The organism is Viridibacillus sp. FSL E2-0187 (assembly GCF_038006425.1).
In the GTDB taxonomy this organism is placed as follows: Bacteria; Bacillota; Bacilli; order Bacillales_A; family Planococcaceae; genus Viridibacillus; species Viridibacillus arvi.
The window spans coordinates 2,158,438-2,176,710 of the sequence record NZ_JBBOVG010000001.1 but is presented as its reverse complement, the minus strand read 5'-3'; the positions used below and the strand labels follow the sequence as shown (position 1 = coordinate 2,176,710).

Annotated in this window: 16 protein-coding genes and 1 pseudogene; 15 read left to right on the top strand and 2 right to left on the bottom strand. The window is 31.8% G+C overall.

The window, feature by feature from the left end; genetic code table 11:
* Positions 1 to 292: 292 nt before the first annotated feature.
* From MHH85_RS10530 to MHH85_RS10515, 4 genes are all read left to right on the top strand, one after another.
* Entirely contained in the window at positions 293 to 799 is a 507-nt protein-coding gene (locus MHH85_RS10530) for an RNA polymerase sigma factor (protein WP_340707005.1), read from the top strand.
* Entirely contained in the window at positions 783 to 1,757 is a 975-nt protein-coding gene (locus MHH85_RS10525) for an anti sigma factor C-terminal domain-containing protein (RefSeq protein WP_340707004.1), read from the top strand. Before MHH85_RS10530 ends, MHH85_RS10525 begins: the two co-directional genes overlap by 17 nt.
* 563 nt (positions 1,758 to 2,320) lie before the next feature.
* Entirely contained in the window at positions 2,321 to 3,202 is an 882-nt protein-coding gene (locus MHH85_RS10520; RefSeq protein WP_340707003.1) for a serine/threonine protein kinase, read from the top strand.
* Between the two features lie 486 nt (positions 3,203 to 3,688).
* A complete protein-coding gene (locus MHH85_RS10515; RefSeq protein ID WP_340707002.1) occupies positions 3,689 to 4,615 on the top strand; it encodes an alpha/beta hydrolase in 927 nt (308 codons plus the stop codon).
* 365 nt (positions 4,616 to 4,980) lie between these two features.
* Here MHH85_RS10515 and MHH85_RS10510 read toward each other — a convergent pair whose 3' ends face one another.
* Complete coding sequence (locus MHH85_RS10510; RefSeq protein ID WP_340707001.1) at positions 4,981 to 6,408, bottom strand: aldehyde dehydrogenase family protein; 1,428 nt, start codon at positions 6,406 to 6,408, stop codon at positions 4,981 to 4,983.
* Between the two features lie 265 nt (positions 6,409 to 6,673).
* On the opposite strand from MHH85_RS10510, the gene MHH85_RS10505 reads away from it, so the two are divergent.
* The 3 genes and pseudogenes from MHH85_RS10505 to MHH85_RS10495 all read left to right on the top strand — a co-directional run bounded on the left by MHH85_RS10505 (position 6,674) and on the right by MHH85_RS10495 (position 8,341).
* Entirely contained in the window at positions 6,674 to 6,799 is a 126-nt protein-coding gene (locus tag MHH85_RS10505) for a hypothetical protein (protein WP_340707000.1), read from the top strand.
* Positions 6,800 to 7,173: 374 nt separating this feature from the next.
* The gene (locus MHH85_RS10500; RefSeq protein ID WP_193739406.1) at positions 7,174 to 7,572 is read left to right on the top strand and encodes a DUF3139 domain-containing protein; all 399 of its coding nucleotides are present in this window, start codon (positions 7,174 to 7,176) and stop codon (positions 7,570 to 7,572) included.
* Positions 7,573 to 7,672: 100 nt separating this feature from the next.
* Positions 7,673 to 8,341 (top strand): annotated as a pseudogene (locus MHH85_RS10495) (SOS response-associated peptidase).
* Between the two features lie 169 nt (positions 8,342 to 8,510).
* On the opposite strand, the gene MHH85_RS10490 reads toward MHH85_RS10495, so the two are convergent.
* Positions 8,511 to 8,663: a hypothetical protein gene (locus tag MHH85_RS10490; protein WP_340706999.1), complete on the bottom strand. Its 153-nt coding sequence runs from the start codon at positions 8,661 to 8,663 to the stop codon at positions 8,511 to 8,513.
* 368 nt (positions 8,664 to 9,031) lie between these two features.
* On the opposite strand from MHH85_RS10490, the gene MHH85_RS10485 reads away from it, so the two are divergent.
* The 8 genes from MHH85_RS10485 to MHH85_RS10450 all read left to right on the top strand — a co-directional run bounded on the left by MHH85_RS10485 (position 9,032) and on the right by MHH85_RS10450 (position 18,174).
* Positions 9,032 to 9,313 carry a DUF4190 domain-containing protein gene (locus tag MHH85_RS10485; protein WP_340706998.1) on the top strand — a complete coding sequence of 94 codons (282 nt, stop codon included), beginning with the start codon at positions 9,032 to 9,034 and terminating at the stop codon, positions 9,311 to 9,313.
* Between the two features lie 220 nt (positions 9,314 to 9,533).
* Positions 9,534 to 9,794 (top strand): hypothetical protein, encoded by a 261-nt coding sequence (locus tag MHH85_RS10480; protein WP_340706997.1) that lies wholly within the window; start codon positions 9,534 to 9,536, stop codon positions 9,792 to 9,794.
* Positions 9,795 to 10,155: 361 nt separating this feature from the next.
* Complete coding sequence (locus MHH85_RS10475) at positions 10,156 to 10,584, top strand: hypothetical protein (protein WP_340706996.1); 429 nt, start codon at positions 10,156 to 10,158, stop codon at positions 10,582 to 10,584.
* Positions 10,585 to 10,783: 199 nt separating this feature from the next.
* Positions 10,784 to 11,341, top strand: coding sequence for a GNAT family N-acetyltransferase (locus MHH85_RS10470; RefSeq protein ID WP_340706995.1), 558 nt, complete (start codon positions 10,784 to 10,786; stop codon positions 11,339 to 11,341).
* Between the two features lie 1,272 nt (positions 11,342 to 12,613).
* The gene (locus MHH85_RS10465; protein ID WP_340706994.1) at positions 12,614 to 13,870 is read left to right on the top strand and encodes a glycosyltransferase family 4 protein; all 1,257 of its coding nucleotides are present in this window, start codon (positions 12,614 to 12,616) and stop codon (positions 13,868 to 13,870) included.
* Positions 13,867 to 15,192, top strand: a complete 1,326-nt coding sequence (locus tag MHH85_RS10460; protein ID WP_445684110.1) for a glycosyltransferase — start codon at positions 13,867 to 13,869, stop codon at positions 15,190 to 15,192. The genes MHH85_RS10465 and MHH85_RS10460 overlap by 4 nt, the downstream gene beginning before the upstream one ends.
* A gap of 20 nt (positions 15,193 to 15,212) precedes the next feature.
* Entirely contained in the window at positions 15,213 to 15,470 is a 258-nt protein-coding gene (locus tag MHH85_RS10455) for a hypothetical protein (protein WP_340706993.1), read from the top strand.
* Positions 15,457 to 18,174: a glycosyltransferase gene (locus MHH85_RS10450; protein WP_340706992.1), complete on the top strand. Its 2,718-nt coding sequence runs from the start codon at positions 15,457 to 15,459 to the stop codon at positions 18,172 to 18,174. The genes MHH85_RS10455 and MHH85_RS10450 overlap by 14 nt, the downstream gene beginning before the upstream one ends.
* The last annotated feature ends 99 nt before the right edge of the window (positions 18,175 to 18,273 follow it).

Below are 18,273 nucleotides of genomic sequence, written 5' to 3'. Positions count from 1 at the left end.
TTTACTTGTATAGCATTATACAAGCTGAAAAGTATCTCAAATAGTGGTAAAACAAAGAGTATATCTAACTATAAATAGCCATTAGCTGTCGAATATTAATTAAATGTAATCAATATATTTTCTAATTTATATCTTCTAATGAATTTGGCGAGAAGCGAAAACTTTCTTGCCAAGTTCTTTTTTTATTTCACAACTAAAGCAATATGCATTAATGAGAAATAAGTAATCTAAATTTGTAATTTTTTTGTTAACCTTTTTATTATTGAAACGTTTTAAAGGTAGGAGGTTTGAAATGAACGATTCCATGATGGGAAAAAAACTAAATGAGGTACTAAAATTTGTCTACTCTTACCTAATAAAAATGGGTGCATCAAAGGAAGATGCAGAAGATATTATTCAAGATACTGCTTATAAATTTTTACAATATATAGACTCAGTCCATAATACCCAAAGTTGGCTTTTTAGAGTAGCAATAAATCAATATTATGATATGTCTCGTAAGAAATCTAGGCGAAGAGATATATTATTGAAATTCAACTTACAAGAAATATTTGAGGAAGAAACACCTGAAAAAGTCCTCATGCAAAGTGAATTAGAAAGGGATATTCATGAAATCTTAACTAAACTAAAACCAAAATACAGGCAGTTGCTTCTTCTGAAATATAGTACAGGATTAAAAATAAATGAGATAGCAGAGCTGTATAGCATGAAAGAAGGATCTGTTAAGACTATTCTCCATAGGGCAAGAAAAGAGTTTATAGAACAATATAGGAGGTATGAAAATGAACAAGGAAAATGAGTTTTTTCCAAAAGATTTTGAGTTTGAGAAATTGGTAAAAAAAGCAAAGAAACGTTCAATGATAAAAGTGGTGCTCATTTCATTAGTTATTAGTCTGATTGTTTTAACTAGTCTATATTTTATTGGAGATAAAGTGATGCAAATAAAAATGGAAAAGGAGACTAGCTTAGATTCGACTTGGAATGGAATTATGGGCGCCAACATTGAAGAACAAGGTACAACATATAATTATTCTCTAACTTCAGCAACAGCAAAAACGAAATTAGTAAAAAAAGTCGCTGGAGTTCCAATTCCGTGGGGTGAACGGGAAAAGGTCTTTACTAGTTTGGGGACATCTAGATTGATTACTATTGATGGTCCTTCTGGATCAGGCAGCATAGAGGATGAGCGAATTCCTTTATATTATCAAGGAGAAAGAGTAGTTGAATTTTTTCATCCACAAGTTAACTATAAGCAAATATTTGATGATAGGACTTTACTGAATATTATTGACGATAACACTGTTGTAGAAATGGCTTTTTCATTAAATGATGGATACTCAATTGAGGAAGTAAACCAAGTATTTAAAGAACAATTAGCATGGTATTGGGTAGATACTTTTAGTAAAGATGACATAAAAGGTTATAATAAGTTTAACGACGATGAGAATTTTCCTAGAGACTCTACAGTAAATGGCTTTCAATCATATGGCTTTCAATATAACAAACATCCGAAGGCTAATCCTGCATCTAACTTTATATCGATTTTAGAGATGGTAAAGGAGGATGGTGGTAATTATCAAAGCGATGCAGAGAAAATTATTAATAGCATAACTAATCAGGGCAAAATAAAACTAGAACCTCAGAACCTTAAAATTATTGGTGTAGTGGTTACAGGAAAACCGAGTGATTTAATAAAGTTTAGTGATGAATCTATGATTCGCGGTGCTACATTAGGAGCAACAACAGACTTATATTAAACTGTAGTGGATACCAATGAAACTGACTTATGAGGAGGGGCTACGTTAAGGTGGAATCGTTTTTAAAGGATAAAGAACTAAACACGGTGAATTCAGTTTATCTTTTCTTACAAGACGATCTTCCTCCTTTTAGTACATTACCTTAGGTGAAGACGCTACTATCAAAGGTTATTGAAAATATTGCTCATCTAGCAGCAAAAGACTCCTATCAACAGTATATATTTTGCCCAACGCCTAAATTTGTAATAGAATTCGTTGAACCAGACTTAATAACCATTGCTTGTTAATTGGGCGTTTCCTGACGGATACATATTATCACTAAAGTGGGCTTTACTTCAATAAGGAGTAGAGCCTTTTTCTTATTCAACTAACGGGGCAGGTTAGTTAAAGAAGGATTTTTATTAAAATTGGAGAATTTAATAATATGAAAGAGTAGATTTTTCCAAGTATATGGAAGGTGTGATGTCATATGAAAAAATCAAAACACTACGAAGAGGTATATTACTTTTGAGTGCCGTATCATCCCTCTATAAACTACGTACACTCAATAGAAGGGGTATTATTTGATAAAAGTATTAGTTGGTAAAAATAAAAGAACATTAGAACTAAGAGAAAACCATAATTTCGATTGGCTAAATAAAGTAGAAATATTTGCGATTTTCAATCAACAAGATTCAGGAAATATCAGTTTTGGTGTTATATCGAATGGAGAACAATTTTTCATTAAGTATGCTGGTGCAAGAAACCTCGAATATACAGGAGAGATACAAGCTGCGATTGAACGCTTGAAAAAAGCAGAAGAAGTCTATAAACATATTGTTCATCAAAACCTAACCCCTTTCTTATCGGCATTTCAGATAGAACAAGGATTTGGTTTGAAATTTAAATGGGTTAATGGAGAATGTATGCATAATCACTGGGATTTTACTCCTTTTGAAAAGTATAATTCACCTTATTCTCCATTTGTTAAACTGAGAAATTTACCTTTAAAAGAACGTATCTCTATATTGACTAAAATATATGAATTTGCCACTTTTGTTGAAGCAAAAGGATTTGTAATGGTTGATTTTTATGATGGCAGTATACTATATGATTTTAAAAATGGCGAATTCTACATTTGTGATATAGATTTTTTTAGTAAATCACCAGTTGTTAATGATATTGGAGAGGATTTTTGGGGTTCAACGCGTTATAAAGCACCTGAAGAATATCAATTGAATGCTGCAATTACAAGTGCTACCAATGTATATACCTTGGCAGGGCTGGCTTTTGCTTTTATTGGGGGAAGAAGTGATAAGAGTTTCGAAAAGTGGGAAGCATCAAAAAACCTTTATAATATATGTTTAAAAGCATTGGAAAATAATCCTTCAAATCGATTTAGTACAATTAGTTCGTTTTATCATGAATGGAATGAATCTATTTTGGGTTCTCCATTGCACCTCTGATAAATATTACTTTTTCTTAAACTACCGTGGGCTTTACTACAATAAGGAGTAGAGCCTTTTTCTTATTCAACTAACGGGGCAGTTTAGTTGAAGAATGAGGAATAAAAAATTGAAATTTTTTATCTTGGCCTTGAAGTATAGTTCAATTTTTATCGTAACGCGATGCAGTATACACCGAAATGATGTTCTATCGGTATCGATTACATACAGAAGATTACCTTGAAAAAATAAATTTATAAAAAGATGCCTAATCATTAAGTTACTCGTTAAAGGAAATTAGAGAAATCATGAAAATGCTAAGTAATACTTTAAATGGTATTGTAAATATAATAATAAAATTGAAAGGAAAACTTAAAGCCTCCGTTCAATTCAAGACCTTCTATCTAACTTGTTACAGACTTCTGATAAAGAGACACACGGCTATTATAAATCATTCCGTGTTATGAAACAGGAAGAACATTAAAAATGTTTAAAGGAGAGAAAAAAATGAGTGTTGAAATTTTTAACGGAGAACGTTCTGAAGAAAGTGTTCAATTTGAAAAATGGTTAATTTCCCAAAGTAATAAAAAAAGTTTTTCTAGTATTGAAAATACCAAACGGTTCGTTAAGCAAAGGGGAACTGAAAATATTCAGCGCTATGTTATTGGGGATGATATTAAATTTTCAAGTGATGTAAAGGAGGAGGCATTCGAAGGAATACAGGTTTTCTCTTTAAATGACCAAAAGTCTTTGAAACAAAAAGTTATTTTCTATATACATGGTGGTGCTTGGACGAATCAACCTTTAAATTTACACTGGTTGTTCATGGATAAAATAGCACAATCTTTAAATGCGAAAATTATTGCTCCCATTTATCCTAAAGTACCTCATTTTAACTATAAAGATACCTACCCAAAAATCCTCAACCTATATAAAGAAATTCTTGGAACCATTGAAAGTTCTAATCAATTGACCATCATGGGAGATTCAGCAGGGGGAAATATAACACTTGGTCTGGCCCACCTTTTGAAGATGAACGATTTGCCTCAACCGAAAGATATTATTTTATTATCTGCATGTGTTGATATGTGTTTTGAAAATCCGCTTATACCTGAATATGAAGAAAAGGACCCGATGTTAGCTAGTGAAGGAATGGAGGTAATTACAAAGATATGGGCAGCTGATAAAAATTTAAATGACCCATTGATTAGTCCAATTTACGGTGACTTTAAAGGACTTGGGAAAATTACTCATTTTATTGGAACACACGAAAGTTTATATCCAGATGCAATAAAATTTGATGAGAAACTAATAGAACAAGGAATTGAAATCAATACCTTTGTTTATCCTAAAATGAACCATGTGTTTGTTGTTATGCCAATCCCTGAAGCCAAAGATGCTCAACAGAAAATTATTAATATAATTAGTAACTAAGTGCTGTTTTATATTTTAATAGGGAAGGTTAGCAGGATTGTGAAGAATTGTACTTAAACTAAAGGTTGCTTTACTTGAAGATCATTGAGTTGCATATGCAGCCAAGCATGAGAAGAGAGGGAACATTTCAAGAAGAACTGTTCTGGAATAACCAATGGCATGATCAACATTTTAATTCAATACTGGATAGAGAGTATTGAATTAATTCATTCATCAATGATACTGTATTCATTTCAAAGTAGGTATCAACTTTTACAATGTATTCACCTATCGGAGAACAAGCGCTTCGGACGCTTACCTGATTAACCGCAAATTCCTGGCACACTAAAAAAGCTGTCCAAAAAAATCCTTGGACAGCTTTACTATTAAGATGGCATTCCCATAATCGCTTTTGGTTCAAGAAATTCTTCGATTCCATAATCTCCCCATTCACGGCCAATACCGGAGTGTTTAAATCCACCAAATGGTGCCGACATATCTGCTTCACTATTATTAATCGTTATTTGTCCTGCTCGAATATTTAAAGCGACTTTCTTCAGTTCTTCTGTATCATTTCCGAATACATAACCAGCAAGGCCATAAATGGTGTCGTTGGCAATTTCAATTGCTTCGTCAATATCTTTATACGTGATAACTGACATTACAGGTCCAAAGATTTCCTCTTGTGCAATGGTCATATGGTTCTGCACATTCGTGAAAACTGTTATTTTGGAAAAGAATCCTTTATCAGTTCCATCTGGTCTGCCAGGACCGCCGATAGCAAGTGTTGCTCCTTCTTCCTCACCTTTCTTGATGTAGGATTGAACGGTTTCCCATTGGTCTTCGGAAACTTGTGGACCCATAAATGTATTTTTGTCTTGTGGATCACCGACGGGGAACTCCGTTACTAATTCCTTCATAGCTTCAATGAAATCATCATGCATTTCTTCCGGTACAATCATTCGTGTTGCCGCTGAACATACCTGACCTGTATTCGTAGCTATTTGAGTTAAAGCAGTTTTCGCTGCTTTTTTTACATCAGCATCTTTTAAAATGATTAAAGGAGATTTGCCGCCAAGTTCCAATGAGACATTTTTAATATCGTCTGCAGCATTCTTCATTAAACTGCTTCCAACTGCACCCGAACCAGTAAAGGATACAAAATCGACATTCGGATGAGAGCTGATTGCCTCCCCAACTGTTGAACCCGAACCATTTACAAGGTTAAAGACACCTTTAGGAACACCAACTTTGTCAAAAATCTCCGCCAGAATAATAGATGCAAATGGAGTTTTAGAAGCAGGCTTCACCACCAAAGTGCTACCGGCTGCCAATGCACTGGCCAGCTTTGTGGAAATCTGATTGGTAGGGAAATTCCATGGTGTAATCAGTCCTGAGACACCAATTGGTTCCTTCTGTATATAAGAGTTCCCTCTTTCCTCCGTAAACTTGAAAGTTTTCAATTCCTCTGCTGCCTGTTTAAAGTGTGTAAGCCCCATTTGATAATGGATTTCCTCGGATTTTGTTATTGGAGCTCCTAGCTCTTCGGTCATTATTTTTATTAAATCCTCTTTGCGATTTGCATATTCTTCTGCAATATCCTCCAGAAGCTTTACTCGGTCGTTCACTGACATTTTAGAAAAGGTAGGAAACGCCTCTTTTGCTGCCTGAACAGCCCGATTCACGTCTTCCTCAGTTCCACTGCTGATCTTACCAATCACTTCTTCTGTTGCTGGGTTTACTACTTCAATTGTGTGTGATCCAGTAGATTCAACCCATTCACCATTGATGTATTGTTTTGTATGATTAAGCATAATAAAACTCCTTTATAAATTGACTTATATAAAATGTTCCCGTTTTGATCATTGGTAAACATATGGAGAATAAGGATTTTAGGACGGGTATGTTTTCCCTGGCAAAATGGCAGATCAGGAACACATGCCGCTTACCAAGCACCGTTAACTCTGCAGGCATGATGCTTTTCTCCATTTAAAGAATGGGAAATGATGATTAAACTTAATATTCAGGGTGATCTATATGTTATTGCTGCGGTATTACAACAAATGAAGTAACAAGGAAGTGGCCATTGACGAGGGTTCGATTGCCGGTCATGCAGTAGGGGAAGGTCATGGTGTATACAGCTCGACTAAATATGCTATCAAAGCTATAACAGAGAGCTTACTAAAAGAGGTTTCTATTAAATAACATCATGGCATCCATGGTCTCACCGGGAGTAATTGCTACGAACTAGCAAGAAACAGTGACTGGTGTAAGAGTCATACTAGATCAGTTAAACAAAGTGAGCATTGACGTGGAATCTGTGGCGAAAAAAATGTTTTTTTAGTTGACCAACCTGTATTGAAAAATCATTTTGTCACTGATAAAGACAAAGAGCTTATAATCAATGCAAATCAATAATATACAGGATAACCATTTTCAACTAAAGGGTGCTTTAGTAGAAGATCCTAGAGCTTTTCAGAGAGCTCTTTTTTTCTTCAACTAAAAGGGTGATGTGGTTAAAGAAGGAAAAAATGAATGGAATGCAGAATGATACAAGACAAGATATGTGAGGTGTTTTTATGTTTAAAGACGGTGAGATTTTGAGTAAGAAAGTAAAATTTATTTTATTCATATTTCTTATGCTTATATTTACAGTTTTCCTTGCAGCTTATTTAAAGATAGAAATCACTAAAACTGAATATGAAAAAAGAGTGACTAGTTATTTAGTGGATGAAAAGGGATACGAAAAGAAAGACATAAAATCAGTTGATGGAATATATGGAGTAAAAATGCCACCATTTTATGTGGTAGTAGTTTTTGAAGATGAACCTTATGTTAAATATATCTATTTTGCACATAATGGTGTCAAACAAATTAAGTATATTCTTACAGAAGAGGCGATAAAGAGTAATATTAATAAACCCGACTTGAAAAATTATAATCCTTCAAATGAAATTGAAAAATATATAATAGAATAATTCCATATACGGTTAGGTGATGAATAATGGTAAAAGTGAAATTTAACCCAGAGAAAATAGTTATCTTATTGTATTACGTAAATCAGTAATAGAAGGGGCCATGAAAATGTGTGGACGATTCAGTTTATTTTCTAGCTTCGAAGATATAATTCAGGCATTTGATGTTGAGAAGATGATCAATGATGAAGAATATACAAAAACTTATAATATCGCACCTACTCACAATATCATTTCTATTATTAACGATGGCCATGTTAATCGTATGGGGCATTTAAGCTGGGGGCTTACTAGATGGTCAAAGGATCCAAAAATAAGAACTAAAATGATAAATGCTCGTTCAGAAACGGTAGATGAAAAACCAAGTTTCCGCGAATCATTTAATCGTAGAAGATGCTTAATTCCTATGGACTCATTTTTCGAATGGCAAAAAACAAGCTCTTCAAAACAACCATATAGGATTAAGGTGAAGAATGACCAGTTATTTGCAGTCGCAGGATTATGGGATACCTGGTACTCGCAAACAGGTAAGAAAGTTAATTCTTGTACAAAGCTAACTACATCACCCACATAACTAATGAGTACTTTACATCACCGTATGCCAGTGATTTTACCACAAAAGAGTATGAAGCATGGCTCAATCCTCGAGAGCAGGACACCCAATTACTTCGATGTTCCCTATCCTGCTTCTGATATGGAAGCATATGCAGTATCAACCGCTGTCAATTCGGTAAGAAACAATGACCAATCATTAATTCAGCAGATTTCCTAATAAATTGATGTCAGTAAAATGAGACATAAATAGTAGTAAGAGCATGTTATGAACGTAATGTTCACAACATGCACTTTTATTTCTAAGGGGTTTCTACAAGTAAAGTATCTCAACCTCAAAAGAAAATTGAAGCACGCATTAAAGAGCATGGCGGTATATAATCAATCTTTTATCTATCTCCGATAAATGCACTTATTGAGATGAGTATACCAACTAGAATAATAATTAAAAGTGTTTCAATGAAGTTCTTTTCATTTTCTCGTTTTTCCTTTATTTGTTTTCGGTAAAGGTTTTGGATTTTATTTTTACCTACTGACTTCATAGTATCACCTCTATATATTATAGATTTAATTATAATTCAGCGTACTATTTATTAAAAAATTTATCTATTTTTTCAATTTAATTCATATCTTTAACAATTAATTAACCTCATTCAGTAATAGTGACTTATTTACCTTATAATACGAATGGGATGCTTTACTTGAAGATCATTGAGTTGCATATGCAGCTCTTTTTTTCTTATTGAACTATCGGTGTAGTTTAGTTGAATATGCAGGGATTTTGGGATCCACGACGACGTAGCTAGAAATAAGTAGAGTTATGTAACGGAACAGTTCCTGTGTTTGGAATAGGTTTATGATTTTTGTAATAAATTAAATAATAGAACACTTTTATTTATAGGAGGATAAAATGGGAGAAACAAATAGTAAATCTATTGTATCGCTCGTGTTGGGTATATTATCCATATTTTTACCTTTACCTTTTATTGGATTAATCCTAGGTATTATCGGGATTATTTTGTCATCTAAAAGTATGAAGGAGATTGACCTTACAAGCGAAAAAGGAAAAGGTTTGGCTATTTCAGGTAAGGTTTGTAGTATCATAGGAATCTGTGTTCAAATTCTTTTAATTTTACTTACAGTTTTATCAATTGCATCAGTTTCACTATTAATGAATTCAGGGAATAATTAAGAAACTAAAATGTTTTCTCTTCAAGTTAATGAGGCTTGACTTCAATATGGAGTTGAGCCTTTTTCTTATAGAACTAACAGAGCAGTTTAGTTGAATAAGAAATTATATTTTTGGGATAATTATGATAATATCAAAAATAACAGTAATGGTTTAAAATGGAATAATATCCTTAGGTCACGAAGTTTCGTATGAATTCGCTTATAAAATGGGAGGTGATTTCTTGATACCAATAATTCTGTCAATAATAACAATAGGCATTCTTTGTTTTTCATGTTTCATTGTTGTTCAAAAAAGAAAACAAGCTGGTATAACGGGGATAAAAAGTGCATTATCATCTATTTGCTTATTTCTAATTGCTATAACCAGCCTTTTGGCTTATTGGTTAAATTTTATGGGAATATTAAGTTGGGCTATTATTATGATTTTGTTGATTTTAGGTGCTTATTTTACAAAGTATAGTGTTATACCTGTAAAAATTTAGGTCATCATGTATTGTGCTAGCTCTTCTTTTACACTCGAAGTCCATATTGTGTAGTAAGTTAATTGTTCTTATTGAATTAACAGATGCATTACTTTAAGAGAATCAGGCTGCTGTATGTAGTTCTTTTCATATTCAACTAACGGGGAGTTTTACTTGAAAATCATTGAGTTGCATAGGTAGCTCTTTTTTTCTTTATTGAACTACGAGGCAGGTTAGTTGAACAAGGAATTTGTTACATCACATATTGAAAAATCATCTCACGTATCAACTCCTTAAATTCATTCCGCTAACGCTACTGTTGACGCATTATGTGGAATTATTTTTAAACGAAGTTCGACATATTAAATAAAGGAGAGTTCATATGAAATTTACAAAGACCTTATTTATTTCATTGACAATGATTTTATTTATTTTAACAGGGTGTTCTAATGGGAAAGAAGTAAAAGGAGATTTATTAAAAGTTCAAGAGCGTATTGGTGATGAAAATAAATATGAAGACTTCAAAGAAATTACTGATAATAAACAAGTTCAAAAGGTGAAAGATATTATATTAAATAGAGATGATTGGGAAAATGCAAAAGTAGATTTGGAACGTCCTGCTGATTATAAGTTTGCATTTAAATCTAAAGATCCTAAAATATCGGATAAAGCAGTATTATATGAAATTTGGATAAGTTCAAATAAAGATACGGTGGAAGTTGTGGCAGGAAGTGAATATGTTCAACTAAACGAGGAAGATTCTACTGATTTATTAGAAATATTAACAGGAGAAAAGCTTTCCAACTTATGATTGGATAGCACGGATATTTAAAAAGAGTTTGAAATGAATTTTGAACTTTAAACTTTAATCCTTATTCAACTAACGGGGCAGGATAGTTGAATAAGAAGGTATATTTTAAAGACTGTCGAAATATTAAAGTCGTAAAGATTTAACGTTGTTCATCTAAGAATAAACGTTCCTAATTTAGTTATCATAAGGAGTGCTTAAATTGACTGTACATAGTAAATTTCCTAATTTAGAAACTGATAGATTGATTTTGCGGAATGTGGGAAATGAGGATATTGACTTTATTTATCGACACTTTAGCAACGAAAAAGTATGTGAATATTTATATGATGAAGAATTGTTTACGACTAGAAATGAAGCTACAGATTTTGTTGAATGGAATTCAAATCCTGAAGAAAAAGGATTTAATCGATGGATATTAGTCAAAAAAGATAATCAGCAGCAAATTGGAACGTGTGGATATGATTCTTGGGATAGAACGAACAATATAGCGGAGATAGGCTATGATTTATGGCACGAATATTGGGGACAGGGATATATGAAAGAGGGATTGAAAATTGCTATCGAAAGTGGCTTTAATAATATGGCTTTGAACAGAATTAACGCATTTGTAGCTTTGGAAAATAGCAATTCTACAAAATTATTAGAAAAGCTAGGATTTAAGAATGAAGGGGTTTACAGAGATAAGCATTTATTTAGAGGTAAGTATTATGACCACTACTCCTTTTCATTGTTAAAAAGAGACTGGAATCAATTCTAAGGTTAATTCAACAATTAGACTAACGATCCTTTTAGTATGTGAATGATTGCACTTAAGCTAACGGGTGCTTTAGTTGAAGATCTTGGAGCTATTCTTCAACTAAAGGGGATGTCTTAGGGGTTTCATTAAGAAGCTTTTAATTAGTTGCTGAACATAGTTAGGGATAAAAGTGAATCTTGTTGTAGAAACTACACATAGTTCAGATGTGCGCAGAACTGGAGGAAGAATACGAATGGAAAACTGTAAGGATAATGCTGTCCATTTTTTGCATTTTTGGAACTGTTTAAATAAATAATGAGTGAATGTCATTGTTCGCAAAATACCGATTTTGTGAACAATGAAATCAAGTGAACAGTTTAGCTCTTACAACTGAACAACAACAACTTTAATAGAAAGACACCAGGAACCAATAGCGGATTATGTAAAAGAATATAACTTATCAAAGAAATGAGCGGGTCTCAGCATTTAATTAACCTCATTTATAAAACGAATTCAAATCGATTTAAGTTATGTATAGATGAGGATTTTTATTTACTACAACATGAGGTGAAAATAAGTCTTTTTATTAATGGTAAATGGCAGTAGCGACGATGTAGCAAAATTCGTACACGTTCATTTACGAAGTAAACAAGATTAACAAAGGCTAGCAGATGTATACGCTGAAGTAGATACCTATTTAAAGGTTAAATCATGTTTTTAAACTAACCTGCAAAAGTTCTACATACAGGCGTTTGATCCTTCTTCTGTCAGCAACAATCTTTAAGTAGAGAGCCTTCATTGAACTTTATATACTTAACTTAATAATCTAAAACGCCCTCCAGCTTAATTTGTTGGAGGGCGTTTTTCTGTGATCTTCAACATTATTCATTTATTGAGGAGAGTGAAAAAATTATATTACAAACATCAGTTATGACAAACAGTACATCTGATTTATATGGCGTACTGCAATTCATACATAAACAATTCATTAACAAAGTTAATAAATTGACAATATTATTTAACTTTTAGATTAATGTTAATTGATGGATTAAGTATTACAAAATCCAAAGATAGATTGAAGCATATGGACAGTATGATACAAATGTTAAAAAGTATTGAATTTATTAATAAACCTTGATAATTTACGTTCATTAATAAAAATTTACAAATTGTTAATGATAAGGAATCATTATATTAACAAATAATGTAAAAATAAATGTTACAATAAACAGGCTATCAGATGTAATGAAAAACTGTGTCGGTAAAAACATCTAATTTAGGAGGATATTCTAATTGTCAAAAACTAAAGTATTGATTATCACTCAAAATTTTCATCCTGAAATTGGTAGCCACGCAAATAGAATGAATAATATTTTTCAATTACTACAGATAGATGGTTACGAGGTCTCTGTCTTGACTACAGAACCGTCTTATCCAAACAAACATCTTTATGAAGATGAGAAGTTTTGGAATAACAAATCGTTAAATGATCATGAGAATATTCATAGAGTACATGTTAAAAACAGAAAATATGCATTTAGTATGTTAAATAGATTAATCCACTATATTGAAATCTCATTAAAAATGCTCTTTTTTGTTTTATTTGATAAACAAAAATATGACGCAGTATTTGTTACATCACCAGCTATTTTTATGGCATTTGTTGGTGTCATAGCGAAAATTAAGTATAAATCAAAATTTATTTTAGACATTAGAGATCTTTGGCCTGAATCATTAAAAGGGGTTGGAGTCTTTAATAACAAGTGGATCATTAAGTTTTTTTCGATATTAGAAGTTTATTTATATAGAAAGGCAAACTACATCGTCATTAATAGTATTGGTTTTATGGATTATATAGTAAAAAAGTCAAAAGTAGATCGCAACAAAATCGTATTCATTCCGAACGCTGCTAGAGATTTTGAGGTAAATGTAGTAAACAAAAAAGATGACCAATTTAAAGTCATCTATACAGGAAATATTGGACTCGCTCAGGATGTAGAGTTCCTCAAAAAATTAGTTCAACACTTGAATCAACATCATATTTCGATCACTATCGTTGGCTATGGACAAAAGAAAAATGAGCTATTCAAATTTATTAGCGATAACAAATTGGCTAATGTAACAATCGAAAATCCGACTACTCGCCATGAGTGTTTAAAGTTAAATGCAAAACATGATGTGGGTGTACTTGCTTTAAATAATAAGGAAGTTTTTGATACAGTTTTACCAGGTAAATTAATCGATTATATGTCATCTGGATTGCCAGTTGTAGCAGCTGTTTCAGGATATTCAAAAAAGCTTATAGAACAGAATCGAACAGGCTTTGTTTCTGAAAATCGAGATGCTGCAGAAATAGTAGAATATATTTTGATGTTAAAAAATAATCCTGAAGTAAGACAAAAAATAGCGAATAATAGTATGAATTTGATTAAAAAACAGTTTTTATGGGAAAAAAATATAAAAAAATTAACATGTTTATTTGAAAGTGATTATAAATTCAGAGAAATAGATCCATTAAACAATAAAATAGATAGGGATTTAACATTATGAGTAAAAATGTATGTATGTTTGTTTGGAACAATTTTACTAATGATGCCAGAGTGCTGAGGGAATGTACCGCGTTATCAGAAGAGGGCTATAAAGTAGACCTTATTTGCATTCATGATCCAACTGATAAAAAGATGGAATTTGAAGACAAGAGAAATGAAAACTTTAATGTCTTTAGAGTACGGAGATACCCCATCCTCTTTACAATACTTCAAGCATGTCTCAGATTTTGTTTGAAGTATAAATTAGTAGGTGGAGTTGCAGCATTCATTTGGGTATTTATAGTTTATTATTTTCCTTTTGCGACTCTCTTAGTAACTTTTCTGGGATTGGTTCTTTTAAAGACAAAAGTTAAAACAGTGTTTATTAGAGGGAGTATAATTTGTCGAATGATTATTAGGGGGAGGAAGAAAAAGTATGATCTGTATCATTCCAACGACTTAAATACTTTGCCACAAGGTTTTATATGTTCCAAATGGCGACTGAAAAAGAAAGCACTTATTTACGATTCACATGAAGTTCAAACAAGTAGAACGGGCTACGATAGTCCAATTTATGGCATGATGGAACAGTTTTTTATTAAAAGAATTGATTCTATGATAGTAGAAAATCATACAAGAGCTAAATACAACGAAGACTTATATGGATTTTATCCGAATGTAGTGCATAATTATCCTTTTTTGCAGACAGTAGTTTTAAATGAAACAGTAAATCTTCATAAAATGCTTCAATTACCTGAAGATGAAAAGATTCTACTTTACCAAGGTGGAATTCAAGCGGGTAGGGGCTTGAAACAATTAATACAGGCCGTTCCAAAATTTAAGGAAGGAACACTTGTATTAATTGGAGACGGAAGAATAAAACCTGATTTGGTGAAAATGGTGAAGGAAATGAATCTTCAGGAGAAAGTAAGGTTTATACCAAAAGTACCACTTGCTGAATTACCGAAATATACAAAGAATGCTTATATCGGTTTTCAAGTTTTGAATAACACAAACTTTAATCATTACTCAGCTTCTTCAAATAAATTATTTGAATATATGATGGCAGGGGTACCAGTGGTCGCATGCGACTTTCCTGAAATCAAAAGGGTAATTGAGGGAGAAAATACAGGGATATGTATCGATTCTCATAATCCAAGTGCTATTGCTGATGCAGTGAATAGACTGATTGAGAATAGGGAATTACATAACCAATTGAGTGAAAATAGTTTAAGGGCTAGTAAAATTTATAATTGGGAAAGTGAAAAAGGATTGTTTCTAAATGTTTATACAAAAAGAATGTCGGCTTATTTTAAAGCGATGGAAACGACCATATCTCAATAAAAATAATAGGAGTGTTAATTTTGGACTTAAAAACAAATGACACATCTGAAGAGCTAGATCAACTAACGAAACGACTAATATATGAAAAACAGTCTAAAATAAGCATTTTTGAAGAGCTTTTAAGAATATACGAAAGTGAAGAAAAGTTGCTAACGTCGTATAAACAATTATCTGCCCAACATTATGCAATCAGTAATTCAAAACTAGCAAAAGTAACTTATGCATACTGGAGATTTTTGAAAAGAATTAAGCGAGGCAAAAAATATGAAAATAGCTAATTTGGATGAGCAAATCAATCAAATCAAATCGAGAAAAGAACTTATCGAGTATGCTATTAAAAAAGAAAAATATGAGATCAATCACTTATTAGAAAATAGCAAGTTACCAGATAATATATCCATGGAACCATTTTCTTTATTCAATGACGGAGAAGATACATCAATCAAAATGGATAAAGAAGAGTATTTATCTTATAGGGAAGAAGTTGCTGATTTCGAGTATTTTGAAAGTATAAAACCATTGCTTGAAATGATACCAGATAGCAACGGAAGTCGATATTACCAAAAGTATAAAGTAAATGTCGGAATCATTGCAGATGAGTTTTTATATCATTCCTACAAAGATGTAGCAAACTTTTATCCGATTACATTTTCTAATTACAAAGAGTATAAAAGTAAACTAGATTTCTTATTAATTGTTAGTACTTGGAAGGGCTTGGATAAGGCTTGGGAGGGTTTAGGGAATCCTTCATCACGAAAAAGAGATGAAGCACATAAAATAATACATTTTTTTAAAAAGAATAAAATTCAAACGGTGTTTTACTCTAAAGAAGATCCTGTTAATTATGAAGCATTCATTGGACTAGCAAGAAAGTGCGAGTATGTATTTACGACAGCAGTAGAGAAGATTGAAAGTTATCAAAAAGACTGTCGTCATAACAATATTTTTGTATTAGAGTTTGGTGTTAATCCACTCTATCATAATCCAATTGGAATAAAAAATATTCAAAAAAGTAGTGATGTTTTCTTTGCTGGATCGTGGCTTAACAAATATCCGGAAAGGCAAAAGGAAACAATTGAAATATTTGATGGAATAATCAAGGCTAATAGAAGATTAAAAATAGTCGATAGAAATTTTCAGCTAAATAAGCCTAACTACTTCTTTCCATCAAAATATTTACCATATTGTTCACCTGCTATAGATCATGAATATCTTCAAAAAATTCATAAATTATATGATTGGTCTATCAACTTAAATTCAATTAAATTTAGTGAAACAATGTTTGCAAATAGAATTTACGAACTACAAGCAATAGGAAATATTATTATCTCTAATTACAGTGTAGGGGTGAATGATAAGTTTCCGAACGTATTTCTCGTGAATGATCAGAACGAGTTAAAGGATATTCTGAATGGATTTACTAATGAAGAATTGTATAATCATCAGGTAGTGGGCATTAGAAATGTTATGTCTTCTCATACTACGTTTGAAAGATTTGATTATCTATTAGACTGTATTGGTTTTAACAGGCAGTTACATTCAAAGAAAGTACTGGTTGTCGCAAATTTGTTGAGTAATGATGTAATACGAGATTTTGAAAATCAAACGTATGAAGAAAAGTATTTAATAACTGAAGCTGAATTTAATGAAGAAATAAAACAAGACTATGATTTTATCGCTTTTTTTAATTCAAAATACAATTATCAAGAGTATTACCTAGAAGATATGATAAATGGATTTAAATATACGAATTCTGATTATATTGCAAAAAATAGTTATTATCATGGCAGCGAGCTTGTCGAAGGTGTTGAACATACTTATATCAATGAGATGAAAGATAAATATAAAACAGTGTTTTGGTCAGAAGTTTTCCAAACAAATGAATTGTTGAATATGAACCAAAAACAGATAAGAGAAAATGGCTATTGTATTGATCATTTTGAATTAAATACAGCATTTAAAAAAGATCAATTAGAAAGTGATGATAGAACGTATGAATTATCTGTCATTGTACCTGTTTTTAATAATGGAAAATACTTGTTAAACAAGTGTTTTAATAGTCTTAAAAGAAGTAGCATTTTCGAAAAGATGGAGATCATCATTATAGATGATGGTTCTTCAAAAAAAGAGACGATCGCTACAATTAATAGAATTGCTAGGGAACATCCTAACATCGGCACCTATTTCTATCATGAAGGGGGAAGTGGGAGTGCTTCAAGAGCTAGAAATAAGGGAGCGGAACTTGCTACTACCCAATATGTAACGTATTTAGATCCAGACAATGAAGCCGTTAATGATGGTTATGCCAAATTGTTAAATGTATTAAAAAAAGATAATGAATTAGATATAGCCATTGGAAATATGATTAAGCTAAATAATTCGAAAATCGGTAATTTTAAATATTTTGAAACTGTAATTAATGCTTGTCAGAGCAACATTATCAATTATCCTAAAAAACTATTAATGGATACCGATTTAAGGACACAAAGTATTCAGGCATTAGTAGTGAAAAGGGAAATTATCATTAACAACAATTTGAAAATGATTGAAAATGCAGGTGGACAAGATACATTGTTTTTCCAAGAACTACTATTGCATTCAAATAAAGGGGCTGTGATTGATAAGGATATACATATTTACTACGCAGCTGTGTCCGGATCTGTAACGAATACGGTAACGAAAGCGTTTTTTGAAAAGTATTATACATTGGAGAAAGAAAGACTACCATTTTTGATAAAAAACGACCTGTTGGATTTATATATGGAACGAAGGTTTAACTTCTACTTTAGAAATTGGTATCTTATTAGAATTAAAAAAATTAAGAATGAGGAACAACAAGAGGCTATTGATACGCTCTACAAAATTTATTCATTGTATAAAGATTTTATAATCCAAAAATCCATCGATATAGAAAAATTTGCTACTCTATATGAGAGAAGAAAATATAAAAAGATTTTCAAATATTTTTCTAATATGAATTGAAATGTTGAAATTATTTTGAAAGGAAGTGAGATGTAAAAGACAATTTTTACTCCGCAAAAGCGAATATAAATAGAAGGATTTTAATATCACTTTATTGCA